Source organism: Streptomyces sp. N50 (assembly GCF_033335955.1).
Lineage (GTDB): Bacteria > Actinomycetota > Actinomycetes > Streptomycetales > Streptomycetaceae > Streptomyces.
The window spans coordinates 2,936,783-2,961,342 of sequence record NZ_CP137549.1 but is presented as its reverse complement, the minus strand read 5'-3'; the positions used below and the strand labels follow the sequence as shown (position 1 = coordinate 2,961,342).

Sequence of the window (24,560 nt, the reverse complement as noted above, 5' to 3'; positions counted from 1 at the left end):
GCCGTAGATCCAGCCCCTCCGGCGTTTGAGGAGCGGGGGTCCGGGGGCTGGCCCCCGTGTCGGGGCGAAGGGGCGGAGCCCCTGGAGGATGGGACGGGTAGGGGCGGCGGGGGCGAAGAACTCCCGGGGTCAGCCCTTGAGTTCCGCCGCCACCAGCTCCGCGATCTGTACCGCGTTCAGCGCGGCGCCCTTGCGGAGGTTGTCGTTGGAGATGAACAGCGCGAGTCCGTGCTCGACCGTCTCGTCCGCGCGGATACGGCCGACGTAGGACGGGTCCTGCCCGGCCGCCTGGAGGGGGGTCGGGATGTCGCTCAGGGCCACGCCCGGGGCGCCGCCGAGCAGCTCGGTGGCGCGCTCGACCGAGATGGGGCGGGCGAAACGGGCGTTGACCTGGAGGGAGTGCCCCGAGAAGACCGGGACGCGGACGCAGGTGCCGGAGACCTTGAGCTCGGGGATCTCCAGGATCTTGCGGGACTCGCTGCGGAGCTTCTGCTCCTCGTCGGTCTCGTGCAGGCCGTCGTCGACGATCGAACCGGCGAGGGGCAGCACGTTGAAGGCGATGGGCCGCTTGTAGACCTGCGGCTCCGGGAAGTCGACCGCCGAACCGTCGTGCGTGAGCTTGTCCGCGTCGCCTACGACCTTCAGCGCCTGCCCGTGCAGCTCGGCCACACCGGAGAGACCCGACCCCGACACCGCCTGGTACGTGGCGACGACCAGCGCCTCGAGCCCCGCCTCCGCGTGCAACGGCTTCAGCACCGGCATCGCGGCCATCGTCGTGCAGTTCGGGTTGGCGATGATGCCCTTGGGCCGGTCGACGATCGCGTGCGGGTTCACCTCCGAGACGACCAGCGGAACCTGCGGGTCCTTGCGCCAGGCGGAGGAGTTGTCGATGACGACCGCGCCCTGCGCGGCGACCTTCTCGGCCAGCGCCTTCGAGGTCGCGCCGCCCGCCGAGAACAGCACGATGTCCAGCCCGGAGTAGTCCGCGCTCGCCGCGTCCTCCACCGTCACGCCGTCCAGGACCGTCCCCGCCGAACGGGCCGAGGCGAACAGACGCAGCTCGGTCACGGGGAAGTCCCGCTCCACGAGGATCCTGCGCATGACCGTGCCGACCTGACCGGTGGCTCCGACGATTCCGACCTTCACGGCGACTCCCTTTGCGTGCGTTCTACGTGGTCCAGCGCTTCCATGATGCGTCTCACCCGTGCCCGCGTGTCCAATCCTTTCGCCGCCCGGCCCGAGGAGTGGGACGCGCCACCCGACCGCCCCCGGCCCGATCCTGCGGCGACGGCTCCGCGCGCTGCGAGAAATCCGCCCCGCACCGGTCCCGGACCGCAAGCCGTCCCGCCCGCCGGTGTGATCCACGCCTCCGGCCGACCGGTGTGATCCACGCCTCCGTCCCCGCCGCGGAAAACTCGTCCTCGCCCGGCCGAACGTTTCCGACCCCTCCCGCGTCGTAGAGGAAACGCGGTGAGGGGGTGGCTTGTGCTGCGCAGAAAGGCCCGCCGGGTCCAGGAGGACGCCGATCCTCTGGACGCGGCCCAGGAACGCCGGGTACGGGCGGTGCTCGCGCTCGGCGGGGTGCCGCAGGCGGATCTGCCGGACGGCGTCCAGCAGGTACGGCTGCGGCTGCTGGAGCGCGCGGCGAAGGGCGACGAGGCCCCGCGCGACGTCTCCGCGTGGGCGGCGGTCGTCGCCTCCAACCTCGCCATGGACTGGCACCGCGCCAAGCGCCGCCAGGAGCGGGTGGGGGAGCGGCTGGCCTCGCTGCGCCAGCTGGAGCACCCCTCCGGCGAGGACACGAGTGTCCTGTCCCTGGCGGTGGCGCAGGGCCTGGACGAACTGCCCGACCAGCACCGCCAGGTCCTCGTCCTGCGCTTCTTCGCCGACCTGCCCGTGCGCGGGATCGCCGAGGAACTCGGCATCCCGGAAGGCACGGTCAAGAGCCGGCTGCACTCCGCGGTCCGCGCCCTGCGCGACCGCCTGCACGAGGACGAGGTGGTGTGACGTGACCGCCGAGTACGACGGCGTGGACGCGCTGATGGCCGCGATCACGGACGAGCCCCTGCCGGAAGCGGCCCGCGCGGACGCCGAGTTCATGGCCGAGCACCGGGTCGCCACCGCCGAAGTGGCGTTGCTGCGCGAGCAGTTGGGGATCATCGGGCAGGCACTGTCGGCACCCCCGGCGCCCGAACCCGTGACCAGTCCCCGCCCGGCCCGCCGCCGCCGTCCCGCCCTGCGCGTCCTCGCCTACGGCACCCTCGCGACGGCCGTGATCGCCGGAATGGTCACCGGGCTCGCCTGGCTGGGGGCGCACAACGGGGTCTCGGGCGGCGCGGAGAGCAGCAGCGCGGACCAGGGCGCGAAGACCGGCTCCGGCTCGACGCAGGACAAGGCGCCGGAGGCTTCGGGCGCGCTGTCCGACCCGGCGCTGTACGTGGCCTGCTCCCGCCTCATCGTCGAGGGGACGGTGACCGGGGTGCGGCCGGGTTCCGACCCCCGGAAACGGATCACGCTCGCCGTCACCCGCTCCTACCGGCCCGCCCACGGCCCGGCGGACGTCACGGTCGTCCTGGCCGCGGGGGCACAGCCGGCGCCGCGCCAGGGGCAGCACGTGCTGGTCGGAGTCCCGAAGGGCTCGGACACGGCGACCCTCTGGGCCGTGGGCGACGACGCGGTCGCCACGGACAGTGCCGCGATCGTCGAGGCGCTGGCCGGGCCCGGCGCCACCACCTGCCCGACCGGCTGACAGGAAAGGGGCGGGCGCCCGCACGGACGCCCGCCCCCTCACCGCCGTATCCCTGTCAGGGCTACGACGTGACCTTCTCGATCTTCACGCTGCCCAGCCCCGCGACCGTGCCGCGGGCGTTGACCAGCTGGACCTGGCCGAAGAACTCGCGTCCCTCGGGAGCCGGGGCCAGGGCGGTGACGCTGCCGGAGACGGTCGCCGAGGCGCCCGTGGCGAGTTTCACCGGGGTCGAGGCGTCGACGGTCACCGTGCCGAGCGCCGGGGAGAAGAACACGTCCCGGTAGTCGTACGCGGTGGAGCCGGACGGCACCGAGTAGCCCGCGACCTCGACCGTGTACGTACCGGCGGCCGGGTTGGCGATGGAGACCGACTCCTCCGAGTCGCCGTCGGCGGAGGTGCCGACGACCGTCCCGGCGGCGTTCTTCACCGTCAGGTCCAGGTCCGCCGCCGTGTCCGAGACGTTGCCGATGGCGACGTCCAGGGAGGTGGCGCCGGCGGGGACGTCGACCGTGGTGGTCTGGGTGACGCCCTCGGTGATGGTGGGCCGCGCGGTCAGCGAGGAGCCGAGCGGGCCGCCCTTCAACGTGCCGGTGAGGGCCGCGTAGTTGTTCGTCACCTTCCAGGAGGCGGTGGCCGGGACGCCGACCTTGGCCTCGGGCACGGTCACGGTCTCCGGGTCGAAGGCCGCGCCGAGGACGGTGGCGTCCAGCTTGTACGGGTTGTCGAGCAGCGGCGAGGTGCGGCGCGCCTCGACCTCGATCTCCCAGACACCGGCCTGCGGGTCCGCGTACGACCGCACGTCGGGCTTGCAGCCGTTGCCGTCGAGGTAGTTGTTGTAGCAGTACGGGGTGCCCGTGTCCTCGACCGGAACGCCGTACGGGTGGATCGAGATGAACCGCGTCTGGCTCTTGTCCTTCAGCCCGCTGATCGCGACCTCAAGGGCCTTGGCGCCCGCCGGGACGGTCACGAAGTACGACTGCGTGCTGTTGCGCTGCACCGAACTCGCGGTGGAGTAGGTGTAGTTGACGGGAGTCGAGACCACGACCGTCGTGAGGATCTGCTTGTCCAGGCCCTCGGTCTTCGGGTCGTCGACCTCCAGGATCGCGCTCTTGATACCCGAACTCCTGGGCGCCGCCTGCACCTTGACCGTCACCGGCTTGTTCAGCGGGAGCTTGACCTCGTCGGAGCCGACGACCTTGAAGGTGCCACCGGCGTTGTTCTCGAAGTGCAGCTCGTGCCGAACCGCCTTGTCCGCACCGGTGGTTCGCGTGATGGTGATGTCGTACGTCTTCTTCGCGCCGGCCTTGAGGCCGCCCTCGCGGTCGTACAGTCCCGTGCCGAAGCCGGGGGTCTTCAGCGCGTAGTCGATCGCGGTGTCGACGGGAGCCTTGACGGTGTACTCGTGGGCGCTCGCGCCGTCCCTGATGGACTTCCACGCGTCCACGATGTCGATGAGGCCCGCGCCCTCCTCGTAGGCCTGAACACCCTTGATGTGATCGGCCGTCGAGGTCAGCGCCGTGCGCAGGGTCGCCGGGGTGAGGGCGATGTGCTTCTGCTTCGCCGCGCTCAGCAGCAGCGCCGAGGCGCCCGCGGCCTGCGGGGAGGCCATCGAGGTGCCCTGGAGCATCGAGTAGCCGGCCGGCAGCGTGTAACCCGCCTCGGCTACCGGGGAACCCGGCAGCCAGGTCTGGGTCGAGTTGATCGCGGCGCCGGGCGCGACGAGCGTCGGCGTGAAGCCGCCGTCCTCACGCGGACCGCGCGAGGAGAACGGCAGCAGCTGGTACGAAGTCGCCACCTGCGAGCCGTAGTTGGCCGCCCAGGTCTGCTTCGAGATCGAGGCGCCGACCGAGATCACCTTGTCGGCCAGGCCCGGGTCGCCGATCGTGTTGGCGCCCGGACCGGAGTTGCCGGCCGAGATCACGAGCTGCACGCCGTACGTGTCGATGAGGCGCGTGTAGAGCTCGGCGCGCGCGTTGTTGCCGTCGTTCAGCGCGGGCAGGCCGCCGATCGACATGTTGACGATGTCGACACCGCGGTTGGCGACGAGGTCGATCATGCCCTCGGTGAGCGCCACGTTGGTGCAGCCGCCGGTCCAGGTGCAGGCGCGGGACGACACGAGCTTCGCGCCGGGCGCCTCACCGTTCATCTTGCCGCCGAACAGGCCGTTGGCCGCGGTGATGCCGGCGACGTGCGTGCCGTGCTCGGACTCGATGACACCGATGTTGACGAAGTCGGCGGTCTTGCCGACCCAGGACCCGCCGTACGGGTCCATGGGGACGTCCTTGCTGATCTGCACGACGAACGGCTGCCGCTCGACGACGTCCGTCGCCGGGTTGTCGGTGCCGAAGTAGCCGATCTGGTAGCCGTCCTTGTACGGCTTCATCGGGGTGTCGTCGCTGAAGTTCTGGTTGTTGTTCAGGTCGACCGTCACCGTGCCGGCCGCCGGGTCGTACAGGACACCCCACGCGTCGGTGGTGTCACCGTCACGGTTCGCGTCGCCCTTCGCGTCACCGCCGGTGGTGTACGACTCCTTGAACGTGCTGATCTCGTACGACCCCGCGGGCGCCGTCCAACTCGTGCCGCCGTAGGTGAAGTTGGGTCCGGAGACGGCCGTCACCATCGGGCGCCAGGTCTGGTCGCCGTCGACGATCGGGTCGGTCGAGGTGACCCAGTCGACGATCTTGCGCTCGCCGGTGGTGGTCTTCTGCAGCGCCGGGTGGCCGAGGTCGACGCCGGAGTCGAGGATGCCGATGGTGATGCCGCGGCCGTCCGCCTTCGGGTTCTTCTTCACGAAGTCGACGGCGCCCGTTTCGAAGGACGGGTTGTACGGGTTCTCGGCGGGGGTGCTCTTGCTCGGCCCGGAGTAAGTGGCCGCGCTGGACGCGTTCTTGGCGCCCTTCGCGGTGTCCGCGTTCGGCGTCGGATCGTCGAGGGCGATCTCCTGCCGCAGGTCGATGGCCTGCACCGAGGACAGCTTCGCGGCGGCGGCGATCGCCGAGTCGGCCTTGCCGGTCGGGACGGTGGCGCGGACGTAGCCGAGCTTGTCGTAGGTGCGGCCCACGGAGCCGCCCTTGACCGCGTCCAGCTGCCGGGCGACCTGCTCGGTCGCGCCCGGCGCGGTGGCGATCATCATCGTGACGTTCTTGTCGCCGTCGGCCTTGGCCGTGGCGAGCAGATCGGCGTCGTCCGAACCGAGCTTGGCGGCGGCGGACTTGACGCTCGGGTCCGCGGAGGTGGTGGCGGACGGTGAGTCGGCGGAGAAGGCCATGGGTATCGGCCCGGCCGCGGAGAGCGCGGCGACGAGACCGGCGGCCACGGATATTCGGGCCACGCGTCTCTGGTGGGAGAGGGTCATCGGCATCCCTTGTAGGTGAAGAATCCAGTGCCGGACGAGGGCACAGCTTTACCCAAGGGACGGTTGTTTGGGAAGTGTTGACCGAAACGCTATGAACGTATGGGGAAAACCCCCTATTCGTTCCCGTGGTTCGAACGTGCGTAGTGACGGGACGCCTTCGCGCGGTTGCCGCAGGCCGCCATCGAGCACCAGCGGCGGGTGCCGTTCCGCGACGTGTCGAAGAAGCGCAGGATGCACGCCTCGTGGGCGCAGCGGCGGATGCGGTCCGGGGCGGTGGAGAGCAGCTCCAGATAACTGCGGGCGGCGAGCCAGCCGGGCCCCCACCTGGGGTCCTGGAACTCCGGCACCTCGCCGGGCCCGTCGGCGGTGAGCGTGGCGCGGATGCGTCCCATGCCGAGCACGCCGTCGAGGTCGTCCGTGCGGCCGTCGTCGAGGGCCGTCTTCAGCGCGCCGCGCGCGATGTTGACGTGCGTCAGGGTGATCGTGTCGGCCGCGAACCGCTCGTCGAGCCCGTTCGACGCGAGCCACACGGCGAGCCCGCCCGGAACGGTGAGCAGATCCTGTACGGCCCCGTCCCGCATCCACCACGTGTTGAGCAGGTCGAGTGCGAGCGGCTCGCCGATGAGCGGCCGGGGGTCCTCGGTGAGGGGCATCGGCTTTGTCTTCGACTTCGACGTGGGCTTCGGCATATCGGGAGCCTCTCTTCTGATCTAACCGCTCAAGACTACGTGACCGGTTGACCCTCACCGATTCTAACCACTAAAGTCACCGACAACGGTTATGTCAGCGAAGGGCTTCCCATGACGACCCCGCACCTCGGCCACATCGGCCTGAACGTCACCGACCTGGACCGCTCCCTCGCCTTCTACCGCGATGTCCTCGGCTTCGCGGTCCTCACCGAGGGCAAGGAGGACGACCGCCGGTACGCGTTCCTGGGCGACGGCACCGGCGACCACCCGCTCCTCACCCTCTGGCAGCAGGCGCAGGGCCCGTACGACAACGACCGCGCCGGCCTGCACCACCTCGCGTTCGCGGCCGACTCGATCGAGCGGGTCCGTCAGTACGAGGAGGCGCTCAAGGCGTATGGCGCCGAGTTCGCGTACGAGGGAGTGGTCGCCCACCGCGAAGGCGCGGCCTCCGGCGGCATCTTCTTCCACGACCCGGACGGCACCCGCCTGGAGATCTCGGTGCCGACCGGCGCGGAGGATGCCCCGGTCCCCAACGCCGAGGCCCCGACCTGCGGCTTCTTCTAGCCATGGACGCCGCTGAGGCCATGGAGACCTATCACGCGGGCTCCCGCGCCGTGCAGGACCGGGTAGGGGTGCGTGAACTCGCCGACCACGTCGGCCAGATCATCGGCCAGGGCATCAAACCGGTGGCCGCCGCGTTCCTCGAACTCCAGCCCCTCCTGATCCTGGGCGCGGGGGACCCGGCAACGGGCAAGGTATGGGCCTCCCCGCTCACCGGCACCCCCGGTTTCGTCCGCGCGACGGGCCCGCACCAGATCTCGATCACCGGCGCCACCCGCCCGACGGACCCCCTCACCCCAACCCTCGCCGACGCACACGACCTCCCGGTCGGCACGATCGCCCTGGACCCCCGCACCCGCCGCCGTATGCGCGTGGACGGCCAACTCCGGAGCACGGCAAGGGGATTGGCGATCGAGGCGGAGCGGGTCTTCTCCAACTGCCCCAAATACATCCAGCGGAGAGAGTCCTACGAGACGGTCGCGCCCCGTGAACCCGAGCACCCCCGCCACAGCACCGAACTAACCACATCCCAGGCCGAGTTCATCGCGGCGTCCGACACCTTCTTTTTGGCCACCGTCCACGAACACGGCGCCGACGCCAGCCACCGGGGCGGCAACCCCGGCTTCGTACAAGCGACTTCACCCCACGAACTGACTTGGCCGGACTACCCGGGCAACGCCATGTTCCTCAGCCTCGGCAACCTCCTCACCGACCCCCGAGCCGGCCTCCTCTTCCTGGACTGGAACACGGGCACCACCCTCCAACTCACCGGCGAGGCAAGGCCGGAGTTCGACGAGGACGGCGAGCGCAGGGTCCGTTTCACCCTCACCGAGGCGGTCGAGACCCCCGCCGCACTCCCACTCCGCTGGTCCGCCCCCGAATACTCCCCTGCCAATCCAGTCCCGGCACGTTGAGCGCCCCTAAAGGGGCGCGGGGCTGTATCGATGTGCGGCTCCACCGACATGGCGGCCTGGCATCCGCTGGACGATGCACCCGGCATGCCGTAGGACGGATCGAACGGGTCCCGGAATAGCTTCAGTACCCCGGCAGATGAACACGGAGTAGCCGCCTCCCGGCGGCTCGACGAGCGTTCACGAACGCACAGGGGTCTTCAAGATCGACGTACGGTGATCGGCGCTACGCGTTGCCGTCTCGTTTACGCGCAGGTCATCCCCGATGCCAAGCATCCAGTACGAGCGGGAAGTTCGCGACCGCGATCGAAAACCGATCGCCGTGAACCCCCGCGACCACTGCCGACGCAGTTCGTACTCGGGGAGATCGCGCCATGTCGCGCACACGCTCTGTCGCCAGCTCCGCGCTGGGGGTCAACCGCCGTACCGTCCTCGCCGCCACCGCGGCCGTGTCCGTCTCCGCAGGCGTCGGTTACGCCCTACGGCCCACCGACAGCCAGGCCGCCACAGGCACCGCCGATGCCGCCAACGCCGCCGCCGAGGCACCCGTCGCGCACTCCCGCGTGGCACCCGCCGCACCCCTCGCCCCGTACACCAAGGGCACCACCCTCGCCACGGTCGCCGCCCCGCGCACCAGCTCCGGCTACCGCCGCCTCGGCGATGGCGCGGGCTGGAAGCGCGTCGTGCGCGGCGACCTCGCCAACGCCAAGTCCGGGCGCGCGGGCCGCCGTACGGCACTCGCGTCGTTCGTGCAGTTCACCGACCTGCACCTGATGGACGTCCAGCACCCGCTGCGTCTGGAGTACCTGCGCTCGACCGACAAGCACGCGTGGCGCCCGCACGAGGCGCTGACCGTGCAGGGCGGGATCTCGCTGGTCGAGCGGGTCAACGCGCTGCGCGGCGCCCCGGTGACCGGCTCCCCGCTGCACTTCGTGATGACCACCGGCGACAACACGGACAACAACGCCAAGTCCGAGCTGGAATGGTTCATGAAGATCATGAGCGGCGGCCGGTTCACCCCCAACACCGGTGACCCGCGCCACTACGAGGGCGTCCAGAACAGCGGCCTCAAGCTGTACTGGCAGGCCGAATCCACCGTGCGCGACGGCGACAAGCAGGTCGGCTTCCCGCACCTCAAGGGCTTCCTGGCCGCCGCGATCCGCGAGGTCCGCAGCCCCGGCCTCAACCTGCCCTGGTACTCGACGGTCGGCAACCACGACGCGCTGCCGCTCGGCTGCTTCGGCTCGCACGCGGACCCGTACCTCACCGAACTCGCCATCGGCGGCAAGAAGTTGATGACCGCGACGGCGGCCGAGGCGAAGAAGCTGCAGAACTCGATCCGGGACGCGAAGGACCCCAAGGGCTCCGGCTACCGCGACTTCCTCAAGGCGCACGCCCGCTCCGCGCGCTCGATCACGCCGGACGAGAACCGCGCCCCGTACACCTCCGCCGAGTACCTCAAGGCCCACCTCGACCCGGCCTACCAGGGCCTCGGCCCGGTCGGCCACGGCTACTCCTCCGCGAACGTCGACGCGGGCACCCAGTACTACGCGTTCCGCATCGCCGACGACGTGATCGGAATCAGCCTCGACACCACGGACGCGGGCGGCCACTACGAAGGGTCCATCGGGGCAACGCAGTTGAGGTGGCTGGACAAGACGCTGCGCGACAACAAGGACTCGTACGCGGTGATCTTCAGCCACCACACCAGCAAGACGATGGACAACACCCGCCCCGACCCGGCGCACCCCACCGAGCGCCGCTACGAGGGCTCGGCGGTCATCGCGCTCCTCGGCAGCCACCCGAACGTGCTGGCCTGGGTCAACGGCCACATCCACCGCAACGTCATCACCCCGCACTCGGCGCCCGACGGCCGCAGCTTCTGGGAGATCTCGACGGCCTCGCACGTCGACTATCCCCAACTCGCCCGCGTCATCGAGCTGGTGGACAACAAGGACGGCACGCTCTCCCTCTTCACCACGCTGATCGAGTCCGCGGCCCCGCACCGCACCGACTTCTCCGACCTCACCCAGACCGGCCTCGCGGCCCTGTACCGCGAACTGTCGTACAACGCACCGGGTTCCAGCACGGTGCTGGGCGGCGACGCGAAGGACCGCAACACGGAGCTGCTCCTGAAGAAGAGCTGATGTTTCAGAACGGCTGAAACTCACTCAACTGGCATACATCGGAGCAACCTTCGTACCGGACCGCTGTGTCCATCCCCCCGACCGGGCCGAACCGAGCCGGACCGGGCTCGACAGAGGGGGAAGACATGGCAGTTCGTGCGGCAGTGCTGGGTGCGACGGCGGTGGCGCTGTCGGTGGCGCTGGCAGGCCCCGCGCCGGCGGCGGAGCCCGCGGGCAAGGACCACGCGGCGACACGGGCGGCACTTCGGGCGGCCGTGCAGGACGGCGTACCCGGCGTCACGGCGACGGTGAAGGACGGCGGCACCACCTGGTCGACGACGGCGGGAGTCGGCAACCTCCGTACCGGGGCGCCGCGTTCGGCCGACGACCGGTACCGGGTCGGCAGCATCACCAAGGCCTTCGTGTCGACGGTGCTGCTCCAGCTGGAGGCGGAGGGCCGTCTGTCGCTCGACGACACGGTCGAGAAATGGCTGCCGGGCGTGGTCCAGGGCAACGGCAACGACGGCACGCACATCACCGTCCGCCAGCTCCTGAACCACACCAGCGGCATCTTCAACTACACGGCGGACGACGACTTCGGCACCGCGTACTTCACCAAGGACGGCTTCTTCCAGCACCGTTACGACACGAAGAGCGCGGCCGACCTGGTGGCGATCGCCATGTCCCACAAGCCGGACTTCGCCCCGGGCACGTCGTGGAACTACTCCAACACGAACTACGTACTCGCCGGGATGGTCGTCCAGAAGGTCACCGGCCGCTCGTACGCGACGGAGATCCGCGACCGCATCATCAACCCCCTGCACCTGAAGGCGACTTCACTCCCCGGAACGAAGGTGACGGTGCCGAGCCCGAGCAGCCACGCCTACAGCAAGCTGGCGGACGAGACGACGGGCCCGACGTACGACGTCACGAAACTGAACCCGTCCATCGCCTCCTCGGCGGGCGAGATGATCTCCGACTCCGCAGACCTGGACCGCTTCTACGGCGCGCTGCTGGGCGGAAAGCTCCTCCCGGCGAAGCAGCTCAAGGAGATGCAGACGACGGTCCCGGCGGGCGACAGCCCGACCACGCGCTACGGCCTCGGCATCTCCGACATCAAGCTGCCCTGCGGTGTCCATCTCTGGGGCCACGACGGCGGTATCCACGGCTCGTCGTCGGTGGTGGTGGCGACACCGGACGGCCGCCACGCGCTGGCGTTCAACTTCAACGGGGACTGGTCGGGGGACGCGGGGGCGGTGGTGGTGGGGGAGTTCTGCGGGACGTGACGGCTTCGCCCCGTACCGGGCCCCGTCGAGGCCGGAACGGCTGAGCGTCGACGGGACCCGGCGGCAACGGACCGAGCGGGACTACTGGTAGCGGGCGGCGAGCCGACGCCTGGCAGGGGCGAAGGCGTCGATCGACCCGGCGCCTTCACCAGGCGTGTCGTTCCATCCCCGGATACGGGCGGCAAGACGCTTCAAGCGGGGATCTCCGGGCTTGACGCCGATGTGGAAGTGGGACTGTTTCACCGGCTTCAGGTCCCCGCCCCAGGTCACGAGGCCCTCGCAGTCGGCGACGATGTCCGCGACGACGATCCGTTCGCTCGCGCTCATGCCGGTGTTCTGGACGTCGGCGCCGAGCGGGTAGTACAGGGGGCGGATCGCGATGGCGGTGCCCGACAGGTAGGTGGACTCGAACGGGGCGCCGACGGTCCGGTCGGTGGTGTGCCCGAGGACGTCGCCGGCCCTGAGCATGTCGATCTCGTACGCGAACCGGCGGGCCACGTGCAGGAGGACCGTCGCCGCGTCTCCCGTCGCCAGGGAGACCTCGGCGTTCGTGCCCTCCACCCGGTACTTCGTGGCGTGGCCGAGGACCGGCCAGCCGTTCGTGGACCGGGGCCGCTTCCACTGGTGCCCACCGGAGGCGGGGGCGGCCTGCACGGGCCCGGCAGTCGTCAGGGCGATGGCCGCCCCGGCTCCTATGCCGAGGCCGAGAGCCCGTCTACGCGTCAAGCTCGATGTCACGAGGAGCCTTTCTGTCCTTGGAACGTCTGATGAGGAGCAGAGCGCAGCAGACCAGGAAGCAGGCCAGCCCCGCGAACAGCAGGGGCGAGACCCAGAACCACACTTGTTCGGTGCTGTGGCCGCTGGTCCAGTGGCAGGTGATGGACGGAGGGAAGCTGTCCACGTCCACCGTTGTCAGGCTGTAGTCCCGCCCGGCGTCCATGTACACGCCGTCTCCGGTCTTGTCCGCGCACACGTCGAGCGGGTTCGTGAAGGCGAGCCCGTAGACGGTTCCGGCCCCGTAGGCGGCGATCGCGGCGGCGATCCCGATCACCGCCCAGCGGGCCGGCCGCGAGGGCTTCTTCCTGGTCACCCACAGCGCGTAGGGAATGGCCCCGATGGCGAAGAGGGAGATGGTGATCGCGGGTGGGCCGAAGAGAGTGAACACAGACACCATGCACCTGACATTAGTGCGGGTCGAGAAGCCGTTGCTGGTTCGCCCGGTACTCGGCCCGTCGGAGGGTTTCCGTGGAAGCGTGCTGTACGAGGTTGTCGCCGAACGCGTTGACCCACTCGTCGAGTTGACCGGAGGGGAGATTGAACGGCATCAAGGTGAGGAGGCCGCCGTACCTGGTGATCAGGGTGGCGCGGCCGGCCACCAGGATCGCCCCGTCCGTGGTGGCGGGAGAATCGGTGAGGATCTTCTTCGCCTGGGCGGCGGCCTCGCTGATGGTGCCGCCGAACCGCTGGCTCACGTAGTCCCTGAACCGGGTCAGACCGCCGCTGCCCACGTAGTGGTCGTGGACGGCCTCGACGATGGTCTTGCCGCCGCGTACGGCCTGGGCGAGGAGGTAGCCGTCGGCGTCCTCCACGAGGTCGGTGAATCCGAACGTGGACGCGACACCGATCTTGCCCATCTTGTCGCCGATGTAGGTCGCGCCGGAGGCGTAGGAGTCGTGGTCGCGCCGCCATTCGCCGTACAGGGTCATCAGGTCGCCGCCCCAGCCGGCGACGTCGCCGAGGCTGATGTCTCCCCGGGGGTTGGGCCTGAGGTACTGGCCGTTCGCCGTGGCCATCATGTGCTCCGGTCCGAGATCCTGGCCGGTGAACGGGTCCTTGAACTCGTTCCAGATGCTCATGCTGTGGCTGTTCACGTACGCGATGAAGCCGGGGTTCGCCTGCCCCATGATCGACCGGAACGGCGCGTCGTCGTATTTGTCGCTGCGGAGGTACTCCATGACGAGCTGGTTCGGGTCGACCTTGCCGTAGTCCTTCGCCAGGTCGTAGAGCATCTCGATGTAGCCGACGAACTCGCTCGCCGGCGACGACGTCCTGTTGATGGTGTGCTGGCCGGGGTCGGCACCGACGCGGTGGGCGTCACGGTCGAGCGCGAACGTGTCTGTCCCGTTGGTGACCTGGTACTCCTTGATCTGGTTGAACGACCAGTTCGACGGCAGGGGGTAGCCGAGGTTGCCGGAGAAGCCCCAGGACATGCCGGACACGAACGAGTAGCGCGCGTAGGTCTCCTTGGTGACCTCGGCGCACACGTTCCGCGAGCCGTACACGCCGTGCACGTACCGCTTCCCCTTGCTGCCGAGCCCCGACGCGACGCCCCGGAAGTACTCCAGGATCTGCGGCATGTCGGCGTCGGTGGCGTCGTAGTCGACGGCGAAGTAGATGATCGTGCCTCGGTTGAAGCCGAAATGCACGGCCTGGTCGTGGGCCTTCTGCGCGTGTGCGTACCCGTTTCCCCAGTAGTACTCCGCGAGGGTTCTGCCGTTGTCCTGAAAGATCGGGAACACGCTCAGTCCGGCGGCGAAGATATTGGCGAGTTCGCCTTCTTCGAGCATTTTCGATCCGCCGCCGGACGACGCCTCGTTGAGATATCTGCCGACATACAGGTAGCCGTCGCTGTGCATCCTCGCCGCCCGCGACGGCGTGATGGTGTAGGCGGTGTCGGAGGCGGTGACCGGCCGGTCCGGGTCGCCCATCGACACCAGGAGCTGAGCCCAGGTCGCGTAGTCGCCACGGCCGGAGGTGGACAGCTCCGAGAAGCGCTGGAAGACGCTGACGAACGTGGTCAGATTGCTGTCGAACGTCGTCTTGAACACCGTGTTCGTCTGGATGGTGTCGCCGTTCGCGTTGACGGTGACGATCGGCTGGTTGAAGACGCACGCGGCGGAGAACAGCTGGACGAAGATCCCCGAAGACCCTTCGGAGACGAGGGCTTTCGACTTGATGCCGGCCTGCGTTCCGGAGCCGAAGTTGCCGGTGGCGTCGGCTTCCGCGATTCCGATCTCCAGCTGGAGGGCCTTCATCAGGTTCTGCTGGACGTTGCGGGAATAGTGCCCGTCGGCGGGGCCTATGTCGACCGTCTTCTTCGTCCAGTAACGCCCGTTCAGCCACTGCTGGATGGAGCGGACCTCGTCCGATCCGCCGGCGGTGACCACATAGGCGTCCATGTTGAGCAGCGCCTTGAAGACCTTCGCCTGGAGCGAGCCGCTCTGGGAGAGGCCCATGTCTGACTGCATGTGCTTGACGGCCAGCGTGATGTCCGGGTCGAAGTAGCCGGTGTCGCTGTAACCACCGGTGTAGCCCTTGCAGAACAGGCCATATCGGATGATCTTGATGATGTTGTTGTTCTGCGCCCAGCCGCTGCCGAGTTCGCCGAGTGCGGCCAGTTTGGTGACGGTGCCGTCGCCGAAATTCGCGACGACGGGGCTGATGCCGAGTTCTTTCTGCAGCCCCATGATGAGGGAGTACATGGTGGACCAGCCGATCGTGCCGGTTTCCGGGCATCTCTGATAACCGGGCACGCTGCCGTACGTTCCGTTGACCCATTGCTGTGCTTCGAGGACTTTCGCGTCGGCCATGCAGGAACTCCTGAACTGTTCGACGGATGAGGGAGGCAAGGCGGACGGCCCCGGCCGTTGTCGGCAGGGGCGGACTCACTGGCCTTGTCGGCGGGGAGGCGGGTGACCGGGTTTCATCACGGTCGACTCGGTCGACTCGGTCAACTCGGTCGGCTCGGCCAACTCGCTCGGCTACGAGGTGCCGTGGACCGAAGAGATGGAAGCCGTGGACGGAGCGACAGCAGACAGCCATGAGCGCAAGGCGGTGATCCCCCGTGGTTGAAGGCACACGGGAACCGGCCTGTGGCGACACGCGCCTGTGGGGTCCCCGTTGTGCTGAGTGTCCAGCGGTCGTCTGCTCCCGTCCCGCTCGGACGAGGCGGGCACGCAGTTCCCCAACTGAACCGGGAGCAGGCGTCACTTTAGACACACGGACAGCAGGCGACACAAGAGCACAAGACCGCACACGGCGAGAAACCGATCCAGGCCCACGCGCAAGCGGAATCAGCGGTCACGGCAGTGCCCCATGCGTCCGCCGGGAAAAGCGGAATCGACAACCCCGGCTACCGCATGGCGCAAACGTGCCTCACGGTCGCGGCGGGCTGGCGTCGGATTCCATCAGCGGTGCGATTCTGTCTCGCGCAGGTGGGAGAGGAAGGGGGCCCAGGCGGTCGCGGGGAGGAGCAGCGCCGGTCCGGTGGGGTTCTTGGAGTCGCGGATGGCTATGGCTATGGCGGTGGGGGTGAGGTGGGCGGCTTCGATGCAGTTCTGGCCCGGGTCGCTGTACGAGGACTTGAACCAGGCTTGTTCCGGGGCGAGTTCGGAAGCGGTGGGGTACGTCGACATGGGCCTGCACCTCTCGTCTCGGGGAGACTTCACACGGCCAACTCGACCTGTTTCAGGCCGAGTTCGCTCGACGGGCGGGGGCTTGTCAGTCGCGGGGCCCCGGCGCACGGAGGTGGGTGAGGAAGGGTGCCCATGCCGTCGCGGGGAGGAGCAGGGCGGGGCCGGTGGGGTTCTTGGAGTCGCGGACGGCTATGCCGGTGGGGGTGAGGTGGGCGGCTTCGATGCAGTTCTGGCCCGCGTCGCTGTAGGAGGACTTGAACCAGGCCTGTTCCGGGGCGAGTTCGACGCAGTTGTTTCCGGTGCCGTCGCTGTAGGTGGACTTGCGCCAGGCTGTTTCGGGGGCGAGGGCGGTGGCGGTGGGGACAGTGGGCATGGATCTACAGCTCTCGTGTCAGGCGGTGGATGAAGTCGGGGGTGTCCTCGGGCGACAACGCCGACGCCACCATGGAGTCGAACCGCCGTACAAAACGGTCCACTTCGCGGGGTTTGTCGGAGGTGGAGAGGGCTCCCCAGGCGTTGTCGATCTGGACTCTCGACGGTAGTTGATCGCCGAACTCCAGGATCGCGAAGTCGTGGGTGGAGCGGTAGCCGGTCCGGAACGGCAACACCTGGATGGTGATGTGATCCCAGGAGTTCAGCGTCACCAGTCTCTCGAACTGCTCGTGCATCACCTCGGCTCCTCCCACTGGATACCGAAGGGCGGCCTCGCCGAGGATGACGCGCAGTCTGACCGGATCCTCCCGGGTGAGCACCTCCTGACGCTTCATCCGCAACTCCACGCTGCTGCGGATGAACTCCGAGGTGGATTCCTCGACCGGCTTGTGCAGTTCGAGCAGCGCCTGCGCGTAACGCTTCGTCTGGAGCAGGCCGTACACCAGCGTCGGGTGGTACACCCGCATGCTCCGCGCTTCCGGTTCGAGCCCGACGAAGCCCGGCATTCCGGCGGGCATGATGCCCCGGAACTGGGTCAGCCAGTCCTGGGTCGCCGACTCCCGGTTGAGGTTGATGAGGGACTCGACGACGGCTTCGTCGCTCACGCCGTACCGAGTCAGCAGTTTGCGGAGATCTCCCACGTTCCGAAAGTTGAGGGAGCCGGTCTCGATCCGCTGCAGAGCGGCCTCGGAGATGCGCGTTCCTTGGATGGCCTGCTTGCGGGTGAGCCCGCCACCCCGGTCGCCTAGTCCGCAGTTCTCGCGCAACTGGCGCAGTTGTAACCCGAGTTCGAGTCGTTGACCCGTGCGCCCGCGTTTGGCCGCCATGTGCACCGCCCTTGTGCCTGTGTGCGTGTTGCCTGGTGCTGTGTGGCGAGTCTTGCATTCCGTGTGCGGCGCGTGCAGCCGGTTGTGCAGAACTCTGCATAGTCCACTTTCGTCCCCGTTGAATATTCGAGCGGGTTTCGATTGCAGGTCAATCGGCAACCCCGTCACCGTGGTTGGGCATCCCACCCGAAAGGACTCCCATGCCCACCCCCCTCCTCACCCCCGACTGGTCCATGAGCTACCCCATGACCCCCCGCAGCGTCCCCCTCGCCCGCACCCACACCCGCCGCCGCCTCACCCTCTGGAACTGGCCCGGCGACATCGACGACGCCGTCCTCGTCACCTCCGAGCTCGTCGCGAACGCGGTCCGGCACGGCAAGGTCCCCGGACACGAGGTCTGGCTGCGGGTTGCCGTAGACGAAGAAGACGCCGCGCTGACGATCGACGTGTCGGACCCGACCCCGGCGTTCCCCGTGGTCAGGCAAGCTCCCGGAGCAGAGAACGGCCGCGGACTCCTCGTCGTCTCCGCGCTCGCCGAATCCCTTGATTGGTTTCTGCGCGGAGACATCGGAAAGACGGTTCGCGTCCAGCTCGCCGTAGGCCTCCGTACCAATTGACCCCGGGATAACCAATCGGACCCAGACACGAGACGCCGAGTTCATTCGGACGAAATGTCCGTGCCGCCTCATAACGGCTAACCCGCTGTTCACGGGGATGGCTCGATTCATATGCAAGGCGGGTGGTCGTGTGCGCGCTAGACACGAGCTGCACGTGCTGTCGGTCTACGAAGGCTTCTTCTCCGGAGGAGCCCGAATCGTCCACAGCGACGTCGTTCTGGGACTGGTGGAGGGCGGCCAGCACCATACGGTGCTCAGCATCCACGGAGAAGTACACCGAGAAGCAACCCGGCAGGCCATGGAGAACGACGCCTGCTATCAGCAGCTGACCGGGGCCGGCGTCGGCGTCTCGACCCTCGGCCGCACCTTCGGCGGCGACCGGGACCCGGACGGGACCGTCACCGGCGGATTCACCGGACCCGAGCTCGCCGACGCGGCCCGCGCCCTCGCGGACGCCGACGTCGTCCTGTCCCTCAAGGAGCAGCCGCTCTCCCTGCTCAACCAGGCGGGCCTGCCCCGCCGCCCCGTCGTCGTGTGCCTGCACCGTTCGGACCCCGAACACCAGGGCGCCGCCCTCGACGAACTGAAGACCGCCATCGCCGACGGCAAGGTCGTCGCCGCCGTCTGCTGCGCGGAGTCCACCCGCGACGCCTACCAGGCCGCCGGCATCCCGCCCGAGGTCCTCCACGTCATCCCCAACGGCGTCGATCTGTTCCGCTTCCGGCCCGACCCCGCCCGGCGGCTCGCCCTCCGCGCCTCCCTCGGGATTCCGGATGCCGCCCCGGTCGTCGTCTTCGCCGCCCGCTACGCCACCATGAAGAACATCCCGCTCTTCCTCCGCGCCGCCCACGAGTGGCTACGGCGCGAACCCGCCGGCCACGTCCTCATGTGCGGCACGGGCATGACGGACGACCAGCCCGCCCTCTCCGCCGACATCGACACCGCCTTCGGGGCGGACCGGGAGCGACTCGCCCAGCGGCTTCATCTCCTCGGTGTGCGGCGGGACATGGAGACCGTCTACGCCGGGTCGGACGTCGTCGCGCTGACGTCGTCGTTCGGCGAGGCCGCGCCCCTCTGTCTCATCGAGGGCATGATGTGCGGGGCCGTACCCGTCTCCACCGACGTCGGCGACAGCGCGTCCATCGTCGCCGGGCACGGCATCGTCACACCCCCCGACCCGGACGCCATCGCGTCGGCCTGGACCGAGGCGGTCATCGGCCGCGCGGAGTTCGCCCAGGCCCACGCCCGCAGCCGCGAACGCTTCAGCCGTACGCGCATGATCGCCTCCTACGCCGCCCTCATGGACGGCCTGCACGCGGGGCACACGACCAGCACCGCGACCCCGCCGCCCCTGCCGGAACCCCTGTAGAACACACCCCTGTAAAACACGCGACGGCAGACATGAGGAGGGGCCACCGACCCCCGGTGGCCCCTCCTCTCCCCTCCTGATCCCGCCCCGGTCCGTCACTACCGGGGCAGCACCACGACATACGCGGCCGGATCGCGGTCCGCCGCCGCCATCAGCGCCGTACGGACCACCGCCGCCTGTTGCTCCATCGCGTCCCGGAGCTTCTTCGGGGTGATGTGGACGACCGTGATGCCCAGCCGCTCCAGGTGCTCGCGCTTGCGGGCGTACTCCGACCACAGGGCGTCGTTGTCCTGCCGATGGCCTTGACGCGGTGCACGGGTGTCCAGTTCTACGGCCACCGCCTGCTCGGGCCAGTACGCGTCCAGGCCGCCCAGGTGCGGGCCGCCGGGCAGGCGCAGGTCGACGTTCCAGACCGGGTCCGGGAGGCCGTGCTCGCTCACCATCCGGTAGAGGCGGTCCTCCGCGATCGCGCGGCCCTCGGCCAGCAGGGAGTCCACCGCGTCCACCACGTGCGGGCGGCTCAGCAGCTTGGCGTTGTTCAACTCCCGTACCACCGCGGCCGGTTCGCAGTGGCCGCCGCGTACCGCCTCGGTGAGCAGCCCGCGTACCGCGTTCGCGTCCGACAGTTCGGCCACCGCGTCCGCGAGGGCCCGCGGCACCGGGGCGACCGGAACGCCCTTCACCTGCTGGGCGGTTGGGAGTGCAGCGGTGCGGACGATCCGCGCGCTGCCCGTCGAGCGCAGTCGGCGCATCCGCGGGACCAGGACGTCGATCTGCTTCAGGGAGGCCAGCTCCGGCGCCGACGTGAAGCCGTGCAGGGTCAGCGCCGCCAGGCCCGTGACCATCGTCTCCGTGTACGTCGGGCGGTGCGGCCCCTCCGCGCCCGGCTGGACCGGGACCCCCGCCGTCCGCTCCCGCGCCGCGTACATCAGCACCGCGTGCAGCCGCTCCTCGCCGGTGGGCGGGCCGGAGTGCAACAGGACGACGCCGGGGAGGAGTTGCTGCCACGGCCCGTCGGGACGGCACTGCTCGTTCACCTCGGCGGCCGGGACGCCGTGCGCCCGGAGCTGAGCCGTCGTCAGCACGCGGCGGTGCACCTCGGTGAGGTGGCTGAGGGGGCGGGGGGAGAGCGGGGTGTTGTGGTTCATGCAACGGGGTTTCCCGCGCCGGATCCGGTCCCTAACCGCTGTTACATGCCCGTCGATAAATCCGGACAAGGCGGCACTAAAGGACAGGCGTTCGGATGCCGAGTAGGCGCCGAAAACCCCTGGTCCGGATGGGGTGGACCAGGGGTTACGGGGTGGATTACCTGTATTCAGTAACGGTGACGGAGAGGTCGACCGGAGGCCAAGGGTCAGCCCTGGTAGCTGCCGGAACCCCGCCCCTCGTCGTCCGCCGCCTGCGCCCGCAGCGCCCGCGCCAGGTCGTCCCGCGACTCCAGCACCAGCCTCCGCAGCGCCGGTGCCGCCCCCTCGTGGGACGTCAGCCACGCGTCCGTCGCGTCCAGCGTCGCCTGCGCGTCCTCGGCGGCCGGGAACGCAGGGAACAGCCCCCGCACCACATCCACGCCGATCTGGATCGACCGCTCCGACCACACCCGCTCGATCGCCGCGAAGTACTTCTCCGTGTACGGCGCGAGCAACTCCCGCTGCGACGGCTGCGCGAACCCCGCGATGGTCGCCTCGACGAGCGCGTTGGACAGCGCGTCCGACTCCACGACCTGCGCCCACGCCTGTGCCTTGACGGCCGCCGAGGGGCGGGCGGCGAGACAGCGGACCTGGTGGCGCTTGCCGGACGCGGTGTCGTCCCGGGCCAGTTCGGCGGCCACGAGGGCCTCGTCGGCGGCGCCGTGCGCGGTCAGCGGCTCCAGGAACGCCCAGCGCAGCTCCTGGTCGACCACCAGCCCCTCCACCTTCTCCGTACCATCCAACAGGGCGTGCAGCAGGGCGAGTTCCTCCGGCGCCGACGCCGCCGACGCGTAGAAACGCGCCCACGCCAGCTGCTGCTCACTGCCCGGCTCCGCGTCCCGCAGATCCCGCAGCGCGATGTGCGCCAGGAGCTTCGCGCCGGTCTCGCGCCACCACGGCGGCGAGTAGTTGACCAGCGCCGAGTTCGCCCACGCGTGCAGCATCTGCAGGACACCGATGTCGGTCTCCCGGCGCCCGAACCGCATCACCAGGTCGATGAAGTCGGGCGCGAGCAGCAGCGCGTCCCGCGTCATGTTCCACAGCGCCGACCAGCACAGCGCCCGCGCCATCGGGTCGGTGAGCGCCCCGAGATGGTCGCGCAGGGTCGCCAACGACACAGCGTCGAAACGGGTCTTGGCGTACGTGAGGTCCTCGTCGTTGACGAGCACCAGCTCCGGCGCGTCCGCACCGGCCAGCTCCACCACGACCGTCCGCGGGCCGTCGACGTCCACCTCGGCCCGCTCGTACCGCACGAGACGGCCGTCCTCCATCCGGTAGAGGCCGATCACCACCCGGTGCGGGCGCAGTTCGGGGTGCGACTCCGCCGCCTCCTGAAGCACCGTCAGCTCGGCGATACGGCCGCCCTCCACGTCCAACACCACTTGCGGGGTGAGGGAGTTGACCCCGGCCGTCTGCAGCCACGACCGCGACCAGGACGCCATGTCCCGCCCGCTCGTCTCCTCCAGCACCGACAGCAGATCGCCGAGGCGCGTGTTGCCGTAGGCACTCCGCTTGAAGTAGCGGCGCGCGCCCTCCAGGAACGCGTCCTGGCCGACGTACGCCACCAACTGCTTCAGTACGGAAGCCCCCTTGGCGTACGTGATGCCGTCGAAGTTGAGCTTCGCGTCCTGGAGGTCGCGGATGTCGGCGGTGATCGGGTGCGTGGAGGGGAGCTGGTCCGCGCGGTAGGCCCACGCCTTGCGGCGGTTGGCGAAGCTGATCCAGGCGTCGGTGAAGCGGGTCGCGCCGACGTTGGCGAACACGCCCATGAAGTCGGCGAAGGACTCCTTCAGCCACAGGTCGTCCCACCACTCCATGGTGACGAGGTCGCCGAACCACATGTGCGCCATCTCGTGCAGGATCGTGTTCGCCCGCCCCGAGTACGAGGCCTGCGTCACCTTCCCCCGGAAGATGTACTCCTCGCGGAAGGTGACGAGCCCCGGGTTCTCCATCGCGCCGAGGTTGTACTCCGGCACGAACGCCTGGTCGTACTTCCCGAACGGGTACGGGTAGTCGAAGTGCTCGTGGAAGAAGTCCAGCCCCTGCTTGGTGATCAGGAAGACGTCGTCGGCGTCGAAGTACGGCGCCAGGCCCTTGCGGCACATCGCGCCGAGCGGGATCTCCAGCGTCGTACCGTCGTCGAAGGTGCGGGAGTAGGAGTCCGTCACGTAGTGGTACGGGCCCGCCGCGAACGCCGTGATGTACGTCGAGATCGGCTTCGTCTCCGCGAACTTCCATACGCCGTCGGTCAGTTCGCCGACGCCGTTGCTCCACACCGTCCAGCCCTCGGGGGCCTTCACCTCGGCGCGGAACGGCGCCTTGAGGTCGGGCTGCTCGAAGTTGGCGAAGACACGGCGGGAGTCGGCCGGCTCGTACTGGGTGTAGAGGTAGACCTCGCCGTCCTCCGGGTCGACGAAGCGGTGCATGCCCTCGCCGGTGCGGGAGTACGCGGCCTGCGCGTCGACGATCAGCTCGTTCTCGGCGGCCAGGTCCTCCAGCTGGATACGCGTGCCGTCGAAGACCGCGCCCGGGTCGAGGTCCTTGCCGTTGAGCGACAGGGCGGTCACGGCCGGTGCGATCAGGTCCGCGAAGCTCGCCGCGCCCGGCTCGGCGCAGCGGAACCGGATCGTGGTCACCGACCGGAAGGTCCGCGGCCCCTCCCCGGCGTCGTCACCCACCGCCGAGCGCAGGTCGAGGGACACGTCGTACCCGTCGACGGACAGCAGGGCGGCCCGCTCACGGGCCTCGTCGCGGGTCAGATTCTCACCGGGCACGGAGTGGCTCCCTCGGGTGACGTCGGTTGGTGTTCGATCAACTGTGTTCGATCAACGCTGTTCGCTATGCGGTCAGGGCCGATCCTGCCATGCGCCCCTGACGGCGGGTACCCGGGAATGAGGTGGCGAGGGGCGGTGTTGCCGTGGGGAAACGGCCGTATTCCGAGGAGCGTCATGTCTGAGACCGCGACCACGCCCGCCAAGACCCCCGTGGACTTCTGGTTCGACCCCCTGTGCCCCTGGGCCTGGATGACCTCCCGGTGGGTGCTGGAAGTGGAGAAGGTCCGGGACATCGAGGTCCGCTGGCACATCATGAGCCTGGCGGTGCTCAACGAACCCCGGCTCGACGAGCTGCCCGAGGAGTACCGCGAGCTGCTCGCGACCAAGGCGTGGAAGCCGATCCGCGTGGTCACCGCCGCGTGGCAGAAGCACGGCTCGGACATCCTGGGCCCGCTCTACACCGCGCTCGGCACCCGCATCCACAACAACGGCGAGGGTCCGACCGTCGAGGCCGTCGCCGGCGCGCTCGCCGACGTCGGCCTGCCCGCCGACCTGATCGACTACGCGGACCAGGAGGACTTCGAGTTCGACGCCGAGCTGCGCGCCTCCCACAAGGAGGGCATCGACAAGGTCGGCCAGGACGTCGGCACCCCCGTCATCGCCGTCCCGGGCCCCGACGGCGAGCAGATCGCCTTCTTCGGCCCGGTCGTCACCCCCGCCCCCAAGGGCGAGGAAGCGGCCCGCCTCTGGGACGGCACCGTCGCGGTCGCCTCGGTCCCCGGTTTCTACGAGCTGAAGCGCACCCGCACGAAGGGCCCGGACTTCAGCAACCTGGTGTAAGCACGGCGGCGCTCACTCCGGGGCGGCGGCCTTCTCCTCACGGAACTTCTCGGGGAGATCGCCGCCGCCCCGCGCGTGGTACGCCGGTTGGTACCGCACACAGCCCTTCACGGCGCAGCGCCACAGATCCCCCACGTAGTGCCGGGGCCCCTTCTCCTCACGGACGGCGGCCTTCTCGGCGTCGGCCAGCTGTTGGAAGTCCTGCCACCCGAGACAGTTCGGGCACCACCGTCGAAGCACCGTCATGAACTCCTCCTCGCCACGCACGGCCAGGCCGGTAGTACACCGCGAATCGCAGGCGCCCGCCCCCGAAATCACCGGCTCCGGTGGCGCGCGGCCGTCGGGTGAGCGCGGTCGTCGGGTGAGTGAGGTGGTTCTTGAACTCCTTGGCGTAGGACGTGGCTTGCGTTGCGTTCGGCGTC

At 69.3% G+C, this 24,560-nt stretch carries 21 protein-coding genes; 9 read left to right on the top strand and 12 right to left on the bottom strand.

The window, feature by feature from the left end:
• Positions 1–129 precede the first annotated feature (129 nt).
• On the bottom strand, positions 130–1,146 hold the full coding sequence (locus R2B38_RS12945; protein WP_318016366.1) for an aspartate-semialdehyde dehydrogenase: 1,017 nt from the start codon (positions 1,144–1,146) through the stop codon (positions 130–132).
• Positions 1,147–1,485: 339 nt separating this feature from the next.
• On the opposite strand from R2B38_RS12945, the gene R2B38_RS12940 reads away from it, so the two are divergent.
• Positions 1,486–2,007, top strand: coding sequence for a sigma-70 family RNA polymerase sigma factor (locus R2B38_RS12940; protein WP_033284596.1), 522 nt, complete (start codon positions 1,486–1,488; stop codon positions 2,005–2,007).
• A 1-nt stretch (position 2,008) separates the two neighbouring features.
• Positions 2,009–2,749, top strand: coding sequence for a hypothetical protein (locus R2B38_RS12935; RefSeq protein ID WP_318016365.1), 741 nt, complete (start codon positions 2,009–2,011; stop codon positions 2,747–2,749).
• 61 nt (positions 2,750–2,810) lie between these two features.
• Here R2B38_RS12935 and R2B38_RS12930 read toward each other — a convergent pair whose 3' ends face one another.
• Positions 2,811–6,104 (bottom strand): S8 family serine peptidase, encoded by a 3,294-nt coding sequence (locus tag R2B38_RS12930; protein WP_318016364.1) that lies wholly within the window; start codon positions 6,102–6,104, stop codon positions 2,811–2,813.
• 113 nt (positions 6,105–6,217) lie between these two features.
• Positions 6,218–6,757, bottom strand: coding sequence for a CGNR zinc finger domain-containing protein (locus R2B38_RS12925; RefSeq protein WP_318021662.1), 540 nt, complete (start codon positions 6,755–6,757; stop codon positions 6,218–6,220).
• Between the two features lie 147 nt (positions 6,758–6,904).
• On the opposite strand from R2B38_RS12925, the gene R2B38_RS12920 reads away from it, so the two are divergent.
• The 4 genes from R2B38_RS12920 (at position 6,905) to R2B38_RS12905 (ending at position 11,677) form a co-directional block, all read left to right on the top strand.
• On the top strand, positions 6,905–7,357 hold the full coding sequence (locus tag R2B38_RS12920; protein ID WP_318016363.1) for a VOC family protein: 453 nt from the start codon (positions 6,905–6,907) through the stop codon (positions 7,355–7,357).
• Positions 7,358–7,377: 20 nt separating this feature from the next.
• A complete protein-coding gene (locus R2B38_RS12915) occupies positions 7,378–8,268 on the top strand; it encodes a pyridoxamine 5'-phosphate oxidase family protein (protein ID WP_318021661.1) in 891 nt (296 codons plus the stop codon).
• A gap of 371 nt (positions 8,269–8,639) precedes the next feature.
• Positions 8,640–10,412: a TIGR03767 family metallophosphoesterase gene (locus R2B38_RS12910; RefSeq protein ID WP_318016362.1), complete on the top strand. Its 1,773-nt coding sequence runs from the start codon at positions 8,640–8,642 to the stop codon at positions 10,410–10,412.
• Between the two features lie 125 nt (positions 10,413–10,537).
• Positions 10,538–11,677, top strand: a complete 1,140-nt coding sequence (locus R2B38_RS12905; protein WP_318016361.1) for a serine hydrolase domain-containing protein — start codon at positions 10,538–10,540, stop codon at positions 11,675–11,677.
• An 81-nt stretch (positions 11,678–11,758) separates the two neighbouring features.
• On the opposite strand, the gene R2B38_RS12900 is transcribed toward R2B38_RS12905, so the two are convergent.
• The 6 genes from R2B38_RS12900 to R2B38_RS12875 all read right to left on the bottom strand — a co-directional run bounded on the left by R2B38_RS12900 (position 11,759) and on the right by R2B38_RS12875 (position 17,351).
• Complete coding sequence (locus tag R2B38_RS12900) at positions 11,759–12,403, bottom strand: hypothetical protein (protein ID WP_318016360.1); 645 nt, start codon at positions 12,401–12,403, stop codon at positions 11,759–11,761.
• The gene (locus tag R2B38_RS12895) at positions 12,393–12,851 is read right to left on the bottom strand and encodes a hypothetical protein (RefSeq protein ID WP_318016359.1); all 459 of its coding nucleotides are present in this window, start codon (positions 12,849–12,851) and stop codon (positions 12,393–12,395) included. Before R2B38_RS12895 ends, R2B38_RS12900 begins: the two co-directional genes overlap by 11 nt.
• 10 nt (positions 12,852–12,861) lie before the next feature.
• The gene (locus tag R2B38_RS12890) at positions 12,862–15,267 is read right to left on the bottom strand and encodes a glycoside hydrolase domain-containing protein (RefSeq protein WP_318016358.1); all 2,406 of its coding nucleotides are present in this window, start codon (positions 15,265–15,267) and stop codon (positions 12,862–12,864) included.
• Positions 15,268–15,864: 597 nt separating this feature from the next.
• Entirely contained in the window at positions 15,865–16,092 is a 228-nt protein-coding gene (locus R2B38_RS12885) for a DUF397 domain-containing protein (RefSeq protein ID WP_318016357.1), read from the bottom strand.
• 85 nt (positions 16,093–16,177) lie between these two features.
• Positions 16,178–16,465, bottom strand: coding sequence for a DUF397 domain-containing protein (locus tag R2B38_RS12880; protein ID WP_318016356.1), 288 nt, complete (start codon positions 16,463–16,465; stop codon positions 16,178–16,180).
• Positions 16,466–16,469: 4 nt separating this feature from the next.
• Positions 16,470–17,351 carry a helix-turn-helix transcriptional regulator gene (locus R2B38_RS12875; protein WP_318016355.1) on the bottom strand — a complete coding sequence of 294 codons (882 nt, stop codon included), beginning with the start codon at positions 17,349–17,351 and terminating at the stop codon, positions 16,470–16,472.
• Positions 17,352–17,551: 200 nt separating this feature from the next.
• On the opposite strand from R2B38_RS12875, the gene R2B38_RS12870 reads away from it, so the two are divergent.
• Positions 17,552–17,968: an ATP-binding protein gene (locus R2B38_RS12870; protein ID WP_318016354.1), complete on the top strand. Its 417-nt coding sequence runs from the start codon at positions 17,552–17,554 to the stop codon at positions 17,966–17,968.
• A 154-nt stretch (positions 17,969–18,122) separates the two neighbouring features.
• On the top strand, positions 18,123–19,337 hold the full coding sequence (locus R2B38_RS12865) for a glycosyltransferase (protein ID WP_318021660.1): 1,215 nt from the start codon (positions 18,123–18,125) through the stop codon (positions 19,335–19,337).
• Between the two features lie 98 nt (positions 19,338–19,435).
• On the opposite strand, the gene R2B38_RS12860 is transcribed toward R2B38_RS12865, so the two are convergent.
• Positions 19,436–20,485: a hypothetical protein gene (locus R2B38_RS12860; protein ID WP_318016353.1), complete on the bottom strand. Its 1,050-nt coding sequence runs from the start codon at positions 20,483–20,485 to the stop codon at positions 19,436–19,438.
• Positions 20,486–20,691: 206 nt separating this feature from the next.
• Positions 20,692–23,298 (bottom strand): aminopeptidase N, encoded by a 2,607-nt coding sequence (gene pepN / locus R2B38_RS12855; protein WP_318016352.1) that lies wholly within the window; start codon positions 23,296–23,298, stop codon positions 20,692–20,694.
• A 174-nt stretch (positions 23,299–23,472) separates the two neighbouring features.
• On the opposite strand from pepN, the gene R2B38_RS12850 reads away from it, so the two are divergent.
• On the top strand, positions 23,473–24,138 hold the full coding sequence (locus R2B38_RS12850; protein WP_033284608.1) for a DsbA family protein: 666 nt from the start codon (positions 23,473–23,475) through the stop codon (positions 24,136–24,138).
• A gap of 12 nt (positions 24,139–24,150) precedes the next feature.
• Here R2B38_RS12850 and R2B38_RS12845 read toward each other — a convergent pair whose 3' ends face one another.
• Positions 24,151–24,384: a hypothetical protein gene (locus R2B38_RS12845; RefSeq protein WP_318016351.1), complete on the bottom strand. Its 234-nt coding sequence runs from the start codon at positions 24,382–24,384 to the stop codon at positions 24,151–24,153.
• Between the last annotated feature and the right edge of the window lie 176 nt (positions 24,385–24,560).

Coding starts and splice junctions, on each gene's coding strand:
- R2B38_RS12890 (WP_318016358.1), bottom strand. CDS start 15,267: ATGGCCGACGCGAAAGTCCTCGAAGCACAGCAATGGGTCAACGGAACG.
- R2B38_RS12920 (WP_318016363.1), top strand. CDS start 6,905: ATGACGACCCCGCACCTCGGCCACATCGGCCTGAACGTCACCGACCTG.
- R2B38_RS12850 (WP_033284608.1), top strand. CDS start 23,473: ATGTCTGAGACCGCGACCACGCCCGCCAAGACCCCCGTGGACTTCTGG.
- R2B38_RS12880 (WP_318016356.1), bottom strand. CDS start 16,465: ATGCCCACTGTCCCCACCGCCACCGCCCTCGCCCCCGAAACAGCCTGG.
- R2B38_RS12925 (WP_318021662.1), bottom strand. CDS start 6,757: ATGCCCCTCACCGAGGACCCCCGGCCGCTCATCGGCGAGCCGCTCGCA.
- R2B38_RS12915 (WP_318021661.1), top strand. CDS start 7,378: ATGGAGACCTATCACGCGGGCTCCCGCGCCGTGCAGGACCGGGTAGGG.
- R2B38_RS12860 (WP_318016353.1), bottom strand. CDS start 20,485: ATGAACCACAACACCCCGCTCTCCCCCCGCCCCCTCAGCCACCTCACC.
- R2B38_RS12930 (WP_318016364.1), bottom strand. CDS start 6,104: ATGACCCTCTCCCACCAGAGACGCGTGGCCCGAATATCCGTGGCCGCC.
- R2B38_RS12885 (WP_318016357.1), bottom strand. CDS start 16,092: ATGTCGACGTACCCCACCGCTTCCGAACTCGCCCCGGAACAAGCCTGG.
- R2B38_RS12910 (WP_318016362.1), top strand. CDS start 8,640: ATGTCGCGCACACGCTCTGTCGCCAGCTCCGCGCTGGGGGTCAACCGC.
- R2B38_RS12895 (WP_318016359.1), bottom strand. CDS start 12,851: ATGGTGTCTGTGTTCACTCTCTTCGGCCCACCCGCGATCACCATCTCC.
- R2B38_RS12845 (WP_318016351.1), bottom strand. CDS start 24,384: ATGACGGTGCTTCGACGGTGGTGCCCGAACTGTCTCGGGTGGCAGGAC.
- R2B38_RS12905 (WP_318016361.1), top strand. CDS start 10,538: ATGGCAGTTCGTGCGGCAGTGCTGGGTGCGACGGCGGTGGCGCTGTCG.
- R2B38_RS12875 (WP_318016355.1), bottom strand. CDS start 17,351: ATGGCGGCCAAACGCGGGCGCACGGGTCAACGACTCGAACTCGGGTTA.
- R2B38_RS12870 (WP_318016354.1), top strand. CDS start 17,552: ATGCCCACCCCCCTCCTCACCCCCGACTGGTCCATGAGCTACCCCATG.